Origin of the sequence: Rahnella rivi (assembly GCF_019049655.1) — a bacterium.
Taxonomy (GTDB): Bacteria; Pseudomonadota; Gammaproteobacteria; order Enterobacterales; family Enterobacteriaceae; genus Rahnella; species Rahnella rivi.
Genome location: NZ_JAFMOX010000058.1, coordinates 118067 through 135882 on the forward strand (window position 1 = coordinate 118067; position 17816 = coordinate 135882).

12 protein-coding genes are annotated in these 17816 nt (G+C 52.4%); 5 read left to right on the top strand and 7 right to left on the bottom strand.

What is annotated here, in order from left to right; translation table 11 throughout:
• Positions 1-183: 183 nt before the first annotated feature.
• Positions 184-600, bottom strand: a complete 417-nt coding sequence (locus J1779_RS11755) for a DUF2000 domain-containing protein (protein ID WP_056782041.1) — start codon at positions 598-600, stop codon at positions 184-186.
• Positions 601-731: 131 nt separating this feature from the next.
• On the opposite strand from J1779_RS11755, the gene J1779_RS11760 reads away from it, so the two are divergent.
• Positions 732-1199, top strand: coding sequence for an Lrp/AsnC family transcriptional regulator (locus J1779_RS11760; protein WP_183850237.1), 468 nt, complete (start codon positions 732-734; stop codon positions 1197-1199).
• A gap of 180 nt (positions 1200-1379) precedes the next feature.
• Here the strand turns inward: J1779_RS11760 and J1779_RS11765 are convergent, their stop codons facing one another.
• From J1779_RS11765 to J1779_RS11780, 4 genes are all read right to left on the bottom strand, one after another.
• Complete coding sequence (locus tag J1779_RS11765; protein WP_056781897.1) at positions 1380-2096, bottom strand: hypothetical protein; 717 nt, start codon at positions 2094-2096, stop codon at positions 1380-1382.
• A 309-nt stretch (positions 2097-2405) separates the two neighbouring features.
• Positions 2406-2957, bottom strand: a complete 552-nt coding sequence (locus tag J1779_RS11770) for an OmpH/Skp family outer membrane protein (protein WP_217203845.1) — start codon at positions 2955-2957, stop codon at positions 2406-2408.
• A 47-nt stretch (positions 2958-3004) separates the two neighbouring features.
• Positions 3005-9727, bottom strand: a complete 6723-nt coding sequence (locus J1779_RS11775; RefSeq protein ID WP_217203846.1) for an autotransporter outer membrane beta-barrel domain-containing protein — start codon at positions 9725-9727, stop codon at positions 3005-3007.
• Positions 9728-10516: 789 nt separating this feature from the next.
• A complete protein-coding gene (locus tag J1779_RS11780) occupies positions 10517-11299 on the bottom strand; it encodes an SDR family NAD(P)-dependent oxidoreductase (RefSeq protein WP_183850229.1) in 783 nt (260 codons plus the stop codon).
• Between the two features lie 280 nt (positions 11300-11579).
• Between J1779_RS11780 and J1779_RS11785 the strand changes: the two genes are divergently transcribed.
• Both J1779_RS11785 and yajD read left to right on the top strand, forming a co-directional pair.
• Positions 11580-12788 (top strand): multidrug effflux MFS transporter, encoded by a 1209-nt coding sequence (locus J1779_RS11785; RefSeq protein ID WP_183850227.1) that lies wholly within the window; start codon positions 11580-11582, stop codon positions 12786-12788.
• 105 nt (positions 12789-12893) lie between these two features.
• Entirely contained in the window at positions 12894-13241 is a 348-nt protein-coding gene (gene yajD / locus J1779_RS11790) for an HNH nuclease YajD (RefSeq protein ID WP_056781907.1), read from the top strand.
• Positions 13242-13415: 174 nt separating this feature from the next.
• Here yajD and J1779_RS11795 read toward each other — a convergent pair whose 3' ends face one another.
• The gene (locus tag J1779_RS11795) at positions 13416-13631 is read right to left on the bottom strand and encodes a DUF6500 family protein (protein ID WP_056781909.1); all 216 of its coding nucleotides are present in this window, start codon (positions 13629-13631) and stop codon (positions 13416-13418) included.
• A gap of 95 nt (positions 13632-13726) precedes the next feature.
• Positions 13727-14332 (bottom strand): hypothetical protein, encoded by a 606-nt coding sequence (locus tag J1779_RS11800; RefSeq protein WP_217203847.1) that lies wholly within the window; start codon positions 14330-14332, stop codon positions 13727-13729.
• 265 nt (positions 14333-14597) lie between these two features.
• Here J1779_RS11800 and J1779_RS11805 point away from each other — a divergent pair, with 265 nt between their 5' ends.
• Positions 14598-15449, top strand: a complete 852-nt coding sequence (locus J1779_RS11805; RefSeq protein WP_217203848.1) for an aldo/keto reductase — start codon at positions 14598-14600, stop codon at positions 15447-15449.
• Positions 15450-16165: 716 nt separating this feature from the next.
• A complete protein-coding gene (locus J1779_RS11810; RefSeq protein WP_238485142.1) occupies positions 16166-17800 on the top strand; it encodes a ShlB/FhaC/HecB family hemolysin secretion/activation protein in 1635 nt (544 codons plus the stop codon).
• Positions 17801-17816 lie beyond the last annotated feature (16 nt).

Sequence of the window (17816 nt, forward strand, 5' to 3'; positions counted from 1 at the left end):
AGAATTAATTAATGATCGTTATAATGATTAGGAGAAATATCACCTTATGTAACTATATAAAGTGCAACAGGTGAGAAAGTGTCATGTAAAAGGCAGAGGATTTGGGTTAAAGAAGAATTTTTGATGTGACTGACCCGCGCGATAACGGGTCAGCAGAGGGGCGTGGTTTTCGCGGCGCGCCGTTTAGCGCAGCAGTTTCAGATTTCCGGTCAGGGATTTAATCCATTTTTCCGGCCCCACCAGCCCCAAACCGTCGATGATTTCATCATGCAAATCGCGCAGCGGGAAAAGGTTCTCGTAGTCGGCAAAGGTATGCAGCGCCCTGGCAAAAGCCGGGAAGGCCACCACCCCGCGCTCGCCCTGCGCATCCAGCGCCTTAAACATCAGCGCTTTAATGTGATCCGGCGTTCCCTGCAATACCGGCACCGGGTATTTTGAGCTGACATCGATGGTCGCGCCCTTCGCATCCGTCAGGGCATTGCCCGCCAGCATCGGGAATTTCGCAGCCAGCCCTATACCGATTGCCCCCGCCGTGTTCGCCAGTAATCCCGGCGGAAGTTCAGGATTGAGAATAATCGCCAGCCGGATGGTGTCTGTCATTTTTGAGCCCTTTCGTTTTCAGCGTTAACACAAAGCATAACGATCTGGCGCTGAAATGTGCTTTCTTTTATCGGCAGAAAATGCCCTAATCTGGTTAACTTTTTCCCGAATAACCGTATAACAGGCAGATTATGTCACTCTCTGAAATTTTACCGGCAGACCTTCGCATTCTTAAGCAACTTCAGCAAAGCGGGAGGATGACCAACCAGGAGCTGGCAGAAAAAGTCGGCATGGCCGCGTCACCCTGCTGGCGACGCGTGAAGCAACTGGAAGAGAGCGGCGTGATCGCCGGTTATCAGGCAAAGATTGACCGTAAAGCCGTCGGCCTCGGGCTGCTGGCCTTTATCCGGGTAAAAATCGACAGCCACAGTGAGGAAGATGCGCAACGGTTCGAGCAGCAGGTCGGCGCGCTGCCGTCGGTGATTGCCTGCTATGCGATTGCCGGAGATGCCGATTTTCTGTTGCAGGTGGTCGCAAAAGATCTCGACAGTTTTTCCACTTTCGCGATGGAAGTGGTGCGGCGCTTACCGGGGATTAAAGAAATGCAGACATCCTTCGTGTTAAGGGAAGTGAAACCGCTGGATGTCTTGCCGCTGTAAAAAATATCCCGCAATGGAAGCACTGCGCTTCCATTGCGGATAACGGACCTCTGGGGGCATTAATACGGCACAGTAATAAAACAGTCCCCATTATTATTCACAGGGTGAATATCTATTAATGCCATTCCATCGCCCGGTATTTTTCAAACAGCCATAAACTGATAAATAATAATAATGTATTTAGCGGAAAGACTGACCATCGACCAGTGAATGCTGCCCCGCGGAATATCTTGATTCATTCCGCTCCTGATCTACCTGTAATTTCCCTATCCTGACCGTATTAAGAGAACAACTGTCTCCGTGGTGACTGTAATATCCTTCACCACAAAGTCCCGCTAATCCCCTGGATGACCACTTTTCCATTTTTAATCGCCAGAGTTTGTCGAAATCCTCCAGCCGGCAGACAATTTTAGTCCAGGGGTCGCAGACCAGCGTATTTTCCAGTAACAGCCTGGAGTACCCTGCTGGCCGGGTACCGATCAGCACGAAGGCGTGATCGACTGGCGCGGGCAGGTAAACCCTCATGATTTGCACTTCCGTTTTGGCAGCGCTGTCCAGGCGCTGGGCCCTGTCTAACAGGTAATAATAAGCAAGGATGGCGTTTTCACCGCAGTTACCCGCATGGGGGATTCTGTTGATGTAATCATGCTCAAGCTTGTTCGCGGTTTCCCGTGGCGCTAATTTCAGCGCGCGCAAGGCACGAATATTCTTCGTTCTTATTTCATCCGCTTCTGCCGTATGCAAACTCCAGCGCTTAGGATCTTTAGGCATCATCTGGCTCACCATCCGTTTATCGGTGTAAATTTTATTGGTGGCCTTAAGGGGTAATCTTGAACGTGCATACTTCACAGCGGCTAATAAATGAGGCATTAACGCCTTTTCAAACTTCTTATCCATTTCAACTCAATCCTTTTACTATTAATAATCATCCGCTATAAGTTTCACCATAATGAAAGTTTATCTGCCGCGCCTGTTATTCACGCCAGTGAAAAACAACAATACACTTGATGAATATATAATTTGATATTCATACAAATTAATTGGCACGTTGCGAATGAAATGGCCTGAATTATATATAATAATCCTGACCACTCAATAATTCGTTATTCATTTAGACGATGATTATTTTTAATAATAAAAGAACGCGTTAATTTTCCGGCATTTATAACAGTGCCCGTGATAATTATCTGAAAAGGATAATGGCCGTTATTTGTGCGTTTTGCGTGTTTTCGGTGTTTCCGGTTTCACCGGCGCTTCCGCCGGGGTTTTCACCGAGATGACCGGCAACGGCCCGTAATCCACTTCGGTTTGATCGAGGCGCGAAATGATCTCTGCCGTGATGTCCGCGTTATCATCCCGGGAGATCACCGTCTGGCTGTCGATCACCAGCCGCAGTTTTTTCTCCTGTCTGTAGGCATCGACCACCTTGGTTATGGCGTTCAGGCTGACCTGTCGTGCCGCATTCTTTTCAGCCCGCCACTGGTTGTTCAGCGTATCGGCATCGGCATCCCGACTTTTTTGCTGCCCGGCAGCGGGAAGGCGCGCATATTTTGAACTGGCATCGTCATACACGTTAAGCAGCAATGCCTGCACCTGCTTATCATGTTCGGCTTCCTGTTTGCCTGCCTGAGAATCCCTCAGTACCTGCGCAATATTCACCACGGCAATATCGTTGGCAGGTGCCTCTTTTTGATCGCATCCCGCCAGGCTGCTGACCGCGAGGGTCGCGGCGATAATCAGTAACGTTTGTTGTTTCATTTTGAATATTCTCAGATTCACCCTTCGCTGAAATTGAAGGGCACACATTATTTAAAGTTTGCTTTAACACCGACGATGGCCCGCGTGTCGCTGTAGCCTTCGTCACCTATCTGCCGGGCCACATCCACCCACAGATTCACGGTGTCGTTCAGTTTTGCTTCCACACCGGTTTTGAGCTCACCGACGTTACGCGCGCCCGCCTCTTTCACGTTCACGCCGTCAAGGCTTGCGCCAAAATCATGGGTGTTATGCAGCCAGTTCACTTCCACAAAAGGCTCGAAGACCCGATCCTTTCCGTCCTGACTTTTTGCATCCATGCTTTTGATAAAGGCACGCATACCCAGACGAAGCTGGAGATTACCGTCGCCGGTTGATTGCACGTGGGTGCCGTTGGCTTCCTGATGATCGTCTGCTTTCACTCCCATCCACGTCAGTTGTGCCTGCGGCTGTAAGTAGTAGCTTTCGTGGTCGTTCTTTTCACCGGTTTTCCAGGTGTAACCGCTCTCGACGGACGCCGTAACACCGCCGGAGCGGTAGCTTTCCGAACCGACGTCTTTCGTCGATACGCCATTATCAAACCGGTTGTACAACGCCCAACTGTCGACATAGCCACCGGTCTTCTCGTCGTTGTTTTCAAACCAGGTGCCGTAGATGCCTGCGCTGTAGCCGTGAACCGAGCCATCCGCGCTGTAACCGGTGTGATGGTTTCGGGTGTTACTGTGCTGGCTGGCATAGCCGCCCATCACCCCAAAGTGATAACGATCTTCGCCGCTGCGGCTCCACTGAGCGATATCCCCGCCCAGTTGCGCGACATAACGGTTTGCCTGGGTGTTGTTCTGGCCGCTGTCGTCATGAGATCGCTGATGCCCACCGACCTGCCGCAGCCACAGGCTGGTGACTTTTTCCTCTCCGGTGAAAGGATCGACGTAATGGGTTTCGCCAAGACGATCGTGCAGCGTCATGCTGAACATGTTGTTGGCGGCGGCCAGATTGCTGGCGTAGACTTTGGCTTCCGGGCGGATATTCGCGGCCGGCTGAAGACTTGCTGCGTTATCCGCCGCGTCGCCACCGCTGAACGGGGTATCGCCGCCTGCGGCATTGTCAGCGTTATCCGGTACTTCCCCGTTGTTGGTCAGATACCAGTTACCGCCTTTTTTCACCAGATCGTAGTCGTAAGCGCCCGCCACAATGCGGCCCTGTTTGGTGAACTCGCCGTCAGAACTGCCGCCCACAGAGATGATTTCGATGCCGTTAATCGCCGGGGCCCCGTGGCCGCCCGCATTGCTCACTGACACCGCTGTTGTTCCGCGCGTGCTTCCCTCTATCACCATTTTGTCGGTCAGAGAGTCGTCATCGCCCAGCTGAGTGTTAAGGCGCAGCGTGCCGCCGTTGCCGGTGTAGTCGCCTTTCACCTGCAGGATATTGCCCGCAGTCGATGTGCCCGGCTGGCTGAGAGTGATGAACCCGCTGTTGGTCAGGTTGTTGCCGACCGTGAAGGTCTGAGGATCGCCTGTCAGCGGGGAAGAGAGATCGCCCAGGCTGAACGCGCCCGCGTTGTTCACATCCCCGGCGGTACCGCCGAAGCCACCGAAGGCGGCACCCTGCGCCACATTGACGGTATCCGAGGCCAGCAGGACGTTCGTCGCGCTGTCGCCCAGTTGCAGGCCGCCGCCGGTGATGTCCGTGTGGCCGGTGTACTGCGCAGAAGCCCTGGTCAGCGCCACCAGACCCGCACCGTTTTTATGCAGATCGCCGCTGCCGTTGATGTTGTTAGCCATCACGCCTTGCGCACCGTTCAGCGACAGGAGGCCGCTGTTGAGGATATCTCCGCTACCGATGCCGCTCGTCTCATTGATCGCCACTTCGGCACCCTGACGGAGGGTGGTCGATGCCGTCATGCCTGTATTGGCGGTGCTGACCGTCAGAATGCCGTTGTTTACGATCAGTTCACCGGCGCCGGTCAGCGTCCCGCTGACGGTGCCGCCATTGAGCGTCGTCAGACTGCCGCCGTTGAAATCCGTGACCGCACCGGCGTCGGTATTGAGCCTGCCGGCAGTCTGCGAGTAACCGTTCAGATCCACCCTGGCGTCGCCAGCCTGACGCAGTTCGCTGGTGTTGCCGAGAATATTGTCGCTTTCCGCCCGCAGCGTACCGCTGTGCACAAACGTCGCGCCGGTATAATCATTGCGCATGTTGGAGAGTGAGACAGTGTGGCCGGATCCTGCGGCAATCGTCAGGTCACCGCCGCCGGTCACGCGGGCTGCGAGGTCAGCACTGGCACCGCTCGCGCCGTTAGCGTTGATCACCAGCGCATCCGCACCCGACGTCACCAGGTTCAGTTTTTTCAGACCGTAGTTGATATACAGACCGTCGTCGGACGCACCGGACGTCAGCCCAAAATCAAAGGTTGCGTTGGCTGCCACCTGCCCTTTTTGAATGACATCTGAATAGGTCGGATCGCTCATGGTGGTGCCGTCTGCTTTCAGCAGATCCAGATTAGAGCCGTAGCCGCTGACCGTGCCAAGGCTGCCGGCCAGTTTCAGGATCGGATTGGCGTCATCCTGCATCGTTAACGCCAGCGTGTCAGGTGGCAATGCCCGCGCGTTCATCACGTCATTAGTTAACACCTTCACCACGCCTCTTCCGCCGATATTCAAATCGTTGCTGGTCATCAGGAAAGCTTCCGACCGGCTGCGTCCCAGAGTATCGGTATCGACGTTCATCATGCCGCCATCAAAAGACAGGCTGCCGATCTGCTGCACCCCTTTCGAGACAACCGTTATGCTGGCGTTGCCCAGACCCAGGGTGGCATCGGACAGCGCCTGATTGTTTTGCGTGGTACTGCCATCCAGAACAAACTGGCTGTGAGTCAATTCAACCTTTCCGGTAAAACGGTCTGTCGCATTGTTGGCGGTAAAGGCAAAGGCATTGGCATCACTGCCCAAATCCACGGTCACCAGACCGGTGCCGGCCAGATGGCTGGCAAAATTCATGGCCTTGTCGTCAGTGATGATGAGCTGGCTGGTGCTGTCAATATTCCAGGCGGAGCCGGCAGCCGTTAAATCGAGCGATGCATGGTCGAGAGTAAAGCGGGAACGGTCAGCCAGATACACATTCTCTATCCCCTTGATTTTTGATGAATCCGGGAGGGTATAGACCGAATGATTCAGGTTCAGCGCATCGTTGCCCTGCCCGCCATCCAGCACGTCGAACAAGGTGGCGTTTTCGTTCGCGGTAATGTCTTGCAGGTTGAACTGATCATCGCCGGTGCCGGTGGTAAAGACGGAGGCCGCCTGACTGCCATGCGCCAGCGTCACGCTATTGTTACCCGCCAGCAGGTTGACCGCGCCCGCGAGGCTGCCGCCCGCGGCGTTAGTAAAGTCTACCGCCTGCTTGTCAATGTTCATGACCACGCCGTTTGCCGCACGGGAGAGGATACTTCCGCTGTTGCTGAAGGCCGTGGTGTGGCCGTTATTGATATCCACCATCTGAGCTGCCGACGCGGAGATGATATTCCCGGACTGCTCGACGCGCGGCGTGCCACCGTTCACCACCAGCGCGGATCCTCCGGCGACGTCGTTAACATGAATACTGACCCCGGATTTGATGTTGCCGGAGGTATTGGTGGTCATGCCGCTGCCGTCAGCGCTGTTGATATTGATCACCAGCCCCTGCGATTTGGACATGTCGTAATCCGCTGCCGACGCGGATCCATCGGCATTTTCCAGCAGAAGACCGGTGCCCGTCCCGTTGACGTTAATGGTGCCGCTGTTGGTCTGTGCCAGAGAGGCGGCAGTACGCACGCCCGCGCCTCGTCCCACGTTGAGAGTGGTATTGAGCAGCTGAATGCCGCTGATTTCAGCTTTGTTTTCGATGCCGTTTCCGAAACCTGACGCCGCCATATTGATGGTGGCGCCGTTGACGATCAGACCGACAGCACCGGTATCGAGCAGAATGCCGTGCGCCGTGCCTGCCGCGTTGGTCGAGCCGGAACCGCTGAGCGCCAGCGACGCGCCATCAGACAACCGATATGCTGCCGTGCCGTTTATGGCGGTGGTCGCGCCGGTATTATTCACCACGGAATTCGCGCCGATGATATCGACCGCCGTGCCGCTCACCGTAATTTTGCTGTCGTTATTCATGCTGCCGCCGTTGATTTCAACGCCGACGCTGTCCGCCGCAGTGAGGGTCACGATACCGTGGTGATTAAGCGTACCGCCGGTCGCGACTTTATATCCCATTGCGCCAGCGGCCACGCCGCCGGAGGTGCGCAGGGTGGCATAGCTGTCGAGCACCGAGGCGCCCGTCGTGTCCGTGTCGCCATAAATGGTGGTCGACGCGCCCTGAACGCTGCCGGCAAGGGATCCGACACCGGTCAGATCAATATCCGTTGTGGCGTCAATTTTGCCATAGGCACCGCCTTCGACCCTGACCGCCGTGGCATCCCGGCCGCTGGCAATCAGATTCATGCCGGTGGCGTCGATGCTGCTGTCTTTTCCTGTCGCCAGAAGGATGGTGCTGTTCTGGCCGCTGCCCGTTAAGGTTGCGCCGAGGGAGCCGTAACTCGCGCCCCCGTCGATGCGGTAGAGCGTGGAATCCTGCGTCGAGACATCCTGAAAGGAGTTCTGCACGCTGACGGCAGAACCTTTACCGTAGATCAGGAAGCCGGTCTGTTTGACCCCGCTCATAAATCTCACGCCGTCGCCATCGACATCAACCGCGCCGCCGTCTTTGACATACACACCAATCGCGCCGTTACCGGACAGTTTTACAGCCCCGGTCACCGTCGCCAACGCACCTTGCCCCTGAGACTGAATCCCGTAGTTCGCCGTTTTAGTGGCGGCATCCACCCCTTCCGTCACAAAGATGGTGCCGCTGTTGGTCGCATGGCTGCCGGCCCGCACGTTGAGCCCGACGCCATTAATCCCCATCATATTGATGGTGCCGCTGTTGTTGACCTGGGTGGCACCGCCGGTCACATCCATCGCGATACTTTGCGCCACCGGTTTGCCACCTATAGCGTTATAGGAAAGGTTAATCATGCCCTTCTGATCGACCACAGCATCCGCGCCGCTCGCCAGAATGGCGGTTGCGCCCTGCGTTTTCCCTCCCAGATTGATCATGCCACCCGCCGCATTCTCAAATGTGCCATGATCACTCACCGACACGGCAATGGCGCCGGGATTGATGATGCTGGTGGCTTTGGCGGAGTCGGACAAGGAGGTTTGTGCGCTGCGCCCGACATAGATAAGGCCCGCATTGGTGAGCGTGCTGTTTCCGCCCACCATGGCACCGATATCCTCATAGCCACGCACCCCCACGGGTTGATCGATCGTCGCCAGATTAATATTGCCGTTATTGCGGGCGTTGCTGCTGCCATCGAGTATCAGACCGACACTTCGGCTATGCGACCCCTGCGGCGCGATATTGATGACCCCGTCATTGACGACAGATGCATCCACGGCGTAAATCCCCACCCCCGAACCGTACTGGGTGTTAGTCTCGCCGAGCACCGCACCGGCAGCCAGATCATCGTTAACATAGATGACGCCGCTGCTGGCATTGTGAACTGACGCACCGGAGGCGGCACTGATCACATTCGAACCAGGGTTGGAGAGATTACGCAGGGTGCTGAGCGTCCCGCTGTTGTCCAGTTTCGCCCCCTGCTCAACGTAGATCAGACTCGCATCGGATTCCGTCAGCTGCAGATTGGCATCATGGCTTAAATTGACCTGGGCAAAGCTTCCGGACGCTTTGATATAGGCCACGCTGGTGGCGCTGACACTTGCGTTCACCGGGTCTCCGGGCGTGGTCACATCAAGCTGACGGATGGAGATCGTTGGTGTGACGCCTAACGCGATTTGACCATCATAATCATCAGGATCCAGACGCCCGTCTTCAACCGCTTCGATCAACGCGGTGTTATAGGCTTTGAAGCTGTCGAGGGTGTTAATTGAGAAGTGACCAATTTTGCTGTTCACTTCTCCGGCGTAGGTGGAAATTAAGACATCACCGGTGACCGACGTATTGACGTTTTTATGATTGCCGAGACTGATAAGGGTTTTGGCGTTGTAATTCAGCGTTCCGCCGTTATCTACGGAAAATACCGCCGAGTTGACCTTATTCGGATCACTGCTCTTCATGATCAGATTCACCCGATTGGCACTGTTTTTCATCCAGTTAGCATCGGAAGACCCGACATCCACATCCAGTTTTCCTCCGGAGGCCACGCTGTAAATCGCCTTATCGAGATACTGGCCGCCAGCGCCCACATCATGGGAATAGGCGTACGTAGTATTCAGCTTGCCGGCTGTTATGGAGTTATTGTCATAAGCGTTAATGGTCGTTTTGTTGTGCGTAATGGCGTCGGTGTAAGTCACCACGTTCGTCTTGCCGCCTAAATGCACACTGTCGCAGTCCACATACTCAGCACCTTCGCCGATCAACCCCCGGTCACGCGCCTGAGACAGCGTCATCGAGGTGTAGCCTATGTCCCCTTTTTTCAGTCCGGCAAACCCTTTGCCTCCGCCCTGAACAAGATCAACACTGCCGTAAAAGATCGTGGTAGCGCTTTTGGGATCGGTATCGGCAACGTCCCAGTCAACCGCCTGAGAGTAAGGTGACGCTATCAGCCCGCCACACAACAATGCCGTTTTCCAGGCTTTGGCAATTTTAGAGACTTTTGTTTTTTTCTTTCCGCCCGCCAGCTCATTGGTAACCACCCAATCCTGCGCAGCTTCGCTCCAGACGATTTTATAAGACTTGTTCATACACTTTTCCTGCGGATCACAAACGACTGTATTAGTTGTTCACCTCATTGACATCACTGATCCAGGTCATTCGCAAAAAGGATTTAAAGTATGTCAGCACGTAGGTTCAACATTTGAAATGGCAGGTCAAAATAGCTCAATTTATATTCACGGAAAAGAAAGAGTGTTATTAACCGGCATTATTCAGCGTGTAAAAAAGAAGACGTTTTGCGGCATTAATTTGTAAAAAAACATCACACCTGATAATTAAAAAATCATCGCAACTGGAATTCCAATCAGTTGATATGAAATAAAAAAACTTGCCGATTACAGGTTATAAACTCATCAGAATTACGCAGTAACAACGGGAGCAGGCGCCGCTGACACCCTGAAAAATTGATTTATATCAGGTTTAAATAAGATATTTTAAATCATTAAAATCAACAAATTACAGCATTAGGATAAATAGTAACTTAATATTAATAGCCTGAAAACGCTGTCATACAGCCAGGAAAAAGCACCTCCCCGATAATACGCAGCGCGTGAGAAGCACATCTATAAAGGGCGCGTTACATAATAATCATCTTAAGCCGCACTAAATGTATAATAATTTAACGCAACACAGGAGGAGAAACAGGGAGCGGAGAGGAATGATTCATTGATAATTTATATATTACTTTTGTTTATATTATCGAAATATATTAATTGCACCGATTTTAATTCTCGCCGACGTTTTCCTGGCGGTATTTAACGCGATGCAATGACAGGCAAATACACAGGGTGTGCGCATTTACCTGCCACTGTCAGAAATCAGGCATTCATGATTCTGGATAAAAAAGCCTGATGGATCCAGCGGGGGGTTGCCCACATGAATACCGCGTTTAGCTTATTGCCAAACCCCGCCACCACGCTTATCCGTCCCGCGTCCAGCGCACGGATACCGGCGCGGACCACCGGAGGCGTTTGCATCATGGTCATACGCATTAGCGGCGTGACTTTCTGCTGAGCAACGCTTGCGAAGCCCGTGTCAGTCAGTCCGGGGCACAGGGTCGTTACCGTCACATTGTCCCGCCGGAATTCCCGGTGTAACGCTTCCCCAAGACGCAGGACATAGGCTTTAGCCGCTGAATACACCGCAAAATGCTCAACCCCCTGAAAGGCTAAAATACTCGCAACCTGTAAGATCTTACCCTGCTTACGCTTTCTCATGTCCTCGCCGAACAGGCGTGTCATCAGCGTCAGGCTGGTGATGTCGAGCTGGATCATCGACAAAATAGCCTCCGCCGGGCTGTCCAGAAATGCTCCCTGAAGACCGTGCCCGGCATTATTAATGAGGATATCGATGACGATGCCTTGTGCAGCAAGGCGCTGGTGAAGCTCAGTGACGGCCTGAATGTCTGACAGATCGACCTGTTCAACCTGCACCTCAATGGTGTATTCCTGCCGCAACGAGGCCGCCAGTTCTTCGAGCCGGTCCAGCCGGCGCGCGACCAACACCAGCCGGTGGCCAAGCCTGGCATATTGTCTGGCAAACTCTTCGCCAAAGCCGCTGGAGGCACCGGTAATCAGCACTGCAGAATGTGTTTGAGTCATAAGTTGTTCTCTGATGAGTGTCATTTATGTTTGGCGGGCTGTGCATCGCCGCAGCACGTTTGGCGCTGTGTTCAATGAGGCGCATTAATAATGATAATCATCATCTAAAGTGTCAACTCATTTTGATTACAATCATCATCAATAATAATTACCTCGCATGTAAACACAGTGACGCACCATTCATGAATTCAGTTCATAGTGCCTATCCTGCCGGACGCCATTATCTGCGCCCGTAAACCCGCTACTATGCCTGCTTCTCTTACTGTCCCGATGGATAACCATGACCCCTTCACAGGCGCTATCGCCGCCCGCTGCCGGAAAAACGACCGGCCTTTCACTGGTGTTAATTCTCAGCGCGTTAATGGCGATCACCTCCTTATCCACCGACATCTATCTGCCTGCAATGCCGGTGATGGCAACAGATTTACAGGGTGACGCGGAGTTGACGATCACCGGCTTTTTGATCGGCTTTTGCATTGCCCAGTTGGTCTGGGGGCCGGTGAGTGACCACTTTGGCCGACGCCTGCCCTTGTTCATTGGCATGGTGTTGTTTATTGCGGGATCGGTGGGATGCGCACTGTCGACGGACATCGTGCAGATCGTTTTCTGGCGAGTCTTTCAGGCGCTGGGAGCCTGCACAGGTCCCATGCTGGCGCGGGCAATGATCCGCGATTTGTTCAGTCGCACGCGTGCTGCGCAAATGCTCTCAACGCTGATGATCATCATGGCGGTTGCGCCCATTGCCGGGCCGCTTATCGGCGGCCAGATGATTAAAGTCACCTCATGGCACACCATCTTCTGGCTGCTGGCGATAATCGGCGTGCTGATGCTGGTCTCGCTGTTCTGGCTTGAGGAAACATTGCCTGCCGAAAAACGGGTGAAAGCCTCCTTGTCCGGCGCATTCGCGAACTATGCCATCTTGCTGAGAAACGCCAGTTTTATGCGTTTCACGCTGTGCCTGACCTTTTACTACGTCGCGGCCTATGCGTTTATCACCGGCTCTCCGTTCGTGTACATCCGTTATTTCGGCGTTGATCCGCAGCATTACGGCTGGCTGTTTGCGGTGAATATCATCGGGCTGATGGCAGTCAGCGTGGTGAACCGCCGCCTGGTACATCGTTATCCGCTGGAGTCGTTGCTCAGATTTGCCGTGTTCGCCGCCACCCTCGCCGCCGTTATCCTTGCCGCCGCCACCGGTTTTGGCTTCGGTGGAATTGGCCTGATTGTTGTCGCGGTATTTGTGTTCTTTTCCATGAACGGCATTATTGCCGCCACTTCGACGGCCTGTGCGCTGGACGCGGTGCCGAACGTCGCGGGCTCCGCGTCGGCCCTGATGGGCTCGCTGCAATACGGCAGCGGCATTATTTCATCCCTTTTACTGGCCCTGCTCAGCGATGGCACCCCCTGGACGATGGGCTGGATAATGGCCGTCTTTACGCTGGCCAGTGCAGGTATGGCGCTGACCACCAGGGTTAAGCGGGCCGGATGACGTGGCAGCTTTGCCGCTCTTCTTTCATTTCTCCTTGCGTTCCTTTATGGGATATATTGAGGGCACTTTCGTAAAATGACCTCTTGATTACAGGCAATGTCGGCAATGGCTCTGATCCCAAAAAACTACTCGCGGCTGGAAAGCGGCTACCGCGAGAAAGCACTAAAAATCTATCCATGGGTATGCGGGCGCTGCTCCCGCGAATTTGTGTATTCAAACCTGCGCGAGTTAACGGTTCACCATATCGATCACGATCACAACAATAACCCGGCAGATGGCAGCAACTGGGAGTTGTTGTGTCTGTACTGCCACGACAACGAACACTCCAAGTACACCGAAGCCGATCTGTATGGCACAAACGTGGTGGCGGGTGAAGACGCGCAAAATGATGTTGAGGCAGCCACTTACAGTCCGTTTGCGGATTTAAAGTCGATGCTTAATAAGAAGAAATAATGTGGGCAATGCCCGTTTCTGGCACTTACCTGACGCCGTTCAGGTAGGTGCCAGGTTGCGGTCAGCGCATCGCGGTGTGAGAAAAAATAAGCATATTCCTTCCCCTCGTGATATTACTGCGACCTTCGCATGGAGAAATTTCTCAGCCAAAGAGCTATAAACCTGACAGGTTCGCTACAGGGCTAAAACGAGGGATTTTATCTTTTCAGCCTTCTCAAAGTGATCCAGTTTCATCTCCATAATCCACCAATGTGCCACCTCCATCAGCAGTTCCGGTTCATCATTTTTATTCGCAAAAAATGCATAGAATGACAGCCCTACATGGCTGCCCTTCGCCACGATTTTGGCCTCACAGATTCTGATGATTTTTTCCTTCATTTCTGCCCGCACGTTCTCCCCTTTTATAGGCTGTTGATCTGACTCTCTTCAAAAAATATCAATCTCATGCCCGACTAAAACTGTTTTTAAAAAATTAAGTTATCCGCCTAAACAATATTGTTATCGGACAATGCCTTTTTTATACGTAATATGGAGATGAATACATTAAATTTTATTGCGTTACGCCTGAGACTGATGTAGCAAAATAGCATATAGAGAGAATAAAAAACATACTGAGTAAAAATGATTAACCCTCCGACAGAATATGTCCATTTTAATGGGGTTGATGTAATTGTCGCCCAGGAAAACAACGCGCCCGCGCCCGCAACAAAACCTATAATAAACATAAGTATGATTATCCAGATGACATTCTTTTTTATTGTGACTTCATGGTCATGGTATTTATAAAAACCTTCAAAAACAAACAGAGACTTACAGAATTTTTTATGCTTAGCAGGATTTAAAATGTAATACTTCAATATATGAACATTCAGCAAGTAATTGCCGGACATTTTATATTCTGATAACTTGAGTTCCTGTTTATATTTCTCCAGAGTTTCTTCTTCATCCACACACTCTGTCAGATAGGTGATAGCTTCCGCTTTCTTCTCATAAGATAATGAAAAAAAACTATCAAAGATAAATAATTTTTTCAAATAAGGCAGTGCGGGTATAAATATTTTCCAGACGCCTGCTATAGATGTGATTTCCATACTTCCATCCCTTGTTCAGTTCCCTTGAAAATCCAACATATCAAAACAAACTATCCGTTTGCGAACATTTATCTCTAGAGCATTATTTTATAGCACACTCAAACAGCGCCTTCACATGAGTCTCCTGCCACACCCAACCCACTTCACACTCCGTTAACGGCCATATTGATGAATATAAATAATTAACCCTATCTCATTACCCCACCTAATAAAATAAATGACTCTACGTTATGCTTTTCCGACACAATCGCCGGAGGATTACGTCATGCAAACAGTCACACTGAACAATGGTATTGAAATGCCCCTGCTGGGCTTTGGCGTATTTCAGATGACGGATGCCGCCGAATGCGAGCGTGCGGTTATTGATGCTATCGAAACAGGTTATCGCCTGATTGATACCGCGGCGTCCTATCAGAATGAAACTCAGGTCGGCAATGCGCTTAAGCACAGTGGGATCGCACGTGATGAACTCTTTGTCACCACGAAACTCTGGTTACAGGATACGCATTACGAAGGGGCAAAAGCCCAGTTCGAACGCTCGCTGAATCGCCTGCAGCTGGACTATGTCGATCTGTATCTTATTCATCAGCCCTACGGCGATGTTCATGGGGCGTGGCGGGCGATGGAGGAACTGCAGCAGGCAGGCAAGATCCGCGCTATCGGTGTGAGTAATTTCCAACCCGACAGACTGGCCGATCTTGTGGCATTTAATAAGGTCATCCCCGCGGTGAATCAGATTGAAGTGAACCCTTTCAACCAGCAACTGCATGCCGCACCCTGGATGCAAAGCCGGGGTATCCAGCCTGAAGCCTGGGCACCCTTTGCAGAAGGGAAAAATGGCTTGTTCCAGCATCCCGTCCTGGCTGAGTTGGGTAAAAAGTATGGCAAAAGCGTTGGTCAGATAGTCCTACGTTGGATCTTCCAGCGCGGCATCGTTTCACTGGCAAAATCAGTGCGTAAAGCGCGTATGGAAGAGAACATCACTGTGCTCGATTTTGAGCTTAATGCAGAAGACATGCTGCGTATTACCGCTCTCGATACCGCAACCAGCGCCTTCTTCTCGCATCGCGATCCGGCCATGGTCGAATGGCTGACGGGCCGTAAACTCGACGTTTAAATCGCGATCAAAACTGCGGCATACATTCCTTTGCAGCCCCTCGCATGACGTCAGCCCTTTGTAATTCATTGCTTTTCGCGATCAGGATTTACATGCAATCAGGAGATATCTCTACAAGGCCAGGGATGTCCTGATTGCGACCAAAATCTCGATTTATTCAACAAAGCCACTCATTTTAATTAACGAGACAACTCTATTTCCCTGAAAAAATTCCTATCTCCTCATATTTTTCAGATAACTACTCATTTATGACTCCCGCGATATAACCCCCTTCACCTACTAATTATCCTATAAATAACCCCCCCTCTTTCCTAATCGGACATTATATAACGCTTCTTCTTTCTCTAATTTCTAAAAAAATCACGCTACCCTCTTCTACTTATTTTATTTTTGAGTACACTCTCCCAAAATTATTTGGCCGATACCCTGGCTCAACCTCGGGACCTTTGAGGTTTTAACCTGTTGCAACGGAACAATGGCACAGCGATGGCTTGTGTAGAGAATGTTGCATTCAGGTTATGCGTTGTAAGAAAGGGAATTAAATAATATTCATTCAGGAATATATTCCTGAATGAATATTATTTTCCCATCAACAACTTATCCCCGTTCAAATGGACTTGTAACAATCCCCTTTATTTTAAAGGGCGGTAAGGACTACCTTGAATTCTATAACAATAATAAATAATCGCGGCCAATGGATCGCGTTAATATTATTTTTGACACCTTTTTCCTATGCCGCTGATTTACCTCAGCCTGGGCAGGAACTGATCCATCAGCAGGAAAACCAGCGGGCCCGTGAAGCCGCTCTGGCACCGCCAACGCCGGACGTGCGTCTGTCGCCGCCGTCTTCCTCTTTTGGCAAATTGCAGTTCCCGCAGGAAACTCCGTGCTTCCCGATCCACCACATTGAGCTGCAAAACCGCAGCGATTTCCCGCACTGGCTGCCTTTACAGCCGATTGCCGATCAGGCAGTCGGTCACTGCCTCGGGGGGAAAGGCATCAATCTGGTGATGAGTACGCTGCAAAACCGCCTGGTGGATCACGGTTATGTCACCAGCCGCGTGCTGGCGCCGCAGCAGGATCTCAAATCCGGCAACCTGATGCTGACGCTGGTGCCCGGCATCATCCGCCAGGTCAAGCTTGCGCCCGACAGTGATCACCACGTCACCCTCTACAGCGCCTTCCCGGCCCATGACGGCAACCTGCTGGATTTACGTGATATCGAACAGGGGCTGGAAAACCTGCAGCGCGTGCCAACCGTGCAGGCCAGCATGGAAATCGTACCGGGCAATAAACCTGGGGAAAGCGATATTGCGCTGAAATGGAACCAGTCGCGCTTATGGCGGGTCTGGGCATCGCTGGATGACTCCGGCACCCGCAGTACTGGCCGCTATCAGGGTGGCGTGACGGCATATGGCGATAACCTGCTGAGCCTGAGCGATACCCTGTATCTGTCAGCGGGCACCGCATTGCAACCGCACAGTGACAAAAACACCCATAACTACACCGGCCAGTACTCCCTGCCGTTTGGTTATTGGGCTGCCAGCATGACCGCCAGCAGCAACAGTTATTACCAGACCGTGGCGGGCCTCACTAGTGATTATCGCTACAGCGGCGACAGCGAGAATCTTGATTTTCAGCTCAGCCGTGTGCTGCACCGCAGCGGTAGCCAGAAAACCACCTTCACCTATGACGTGCTGGCGCGTGAATCGAAGAACTTCATCAATGACACAGAAATCGATGCCCAGCGCCGTCGCACGTCAGCCTGGAAAGTCGGCCTGCAACACCGCCACTATATTGCCGATGCCACGCTGGATGCAGGGATAAGTTATCAGCGCGGCACCCGCTGGTTTGGTGCGATGCCAGCACCGGAAGAGTCTTACGGAGATGCAACGGCGCTGAGCAAAATCATTCAGATGAATGCCCAGCTCAATTTGCCTTTTGCCTTAGCGTCACAACAGTTCCAGTACAACGTGCAATACCAGCGGCAGATGAGTAACACCCCGCTGACACCACAGGACCAGTTTGCCATTGGCAGCCGCTGGACGGTGCGGGGCTTTGACGGCGAACGCACGCTCAACGCCGACAACGGCTGGACGGTGCGTAACGAACTGGCCTGGCAGACGCCGCTGCCAAATCAGCAACTCTATCTTGGCGTGGATTACGGCGCCGTCAGTGGTCACGGCAGCGAATATCTGGTGGGTAACCACCTGGCCGGTGGCGCAATAGGCACCCGCGGCGCGTTATTGGGCGTTAATTACGACCTGTTCGCCGGTATTCCGCTGTCCAAACCGGACGGTTTCGCCACCGACCCGGTGTCGCTGGGCTTTAACCTGAACTGGCAGTACTGAAACATGACCCACACCC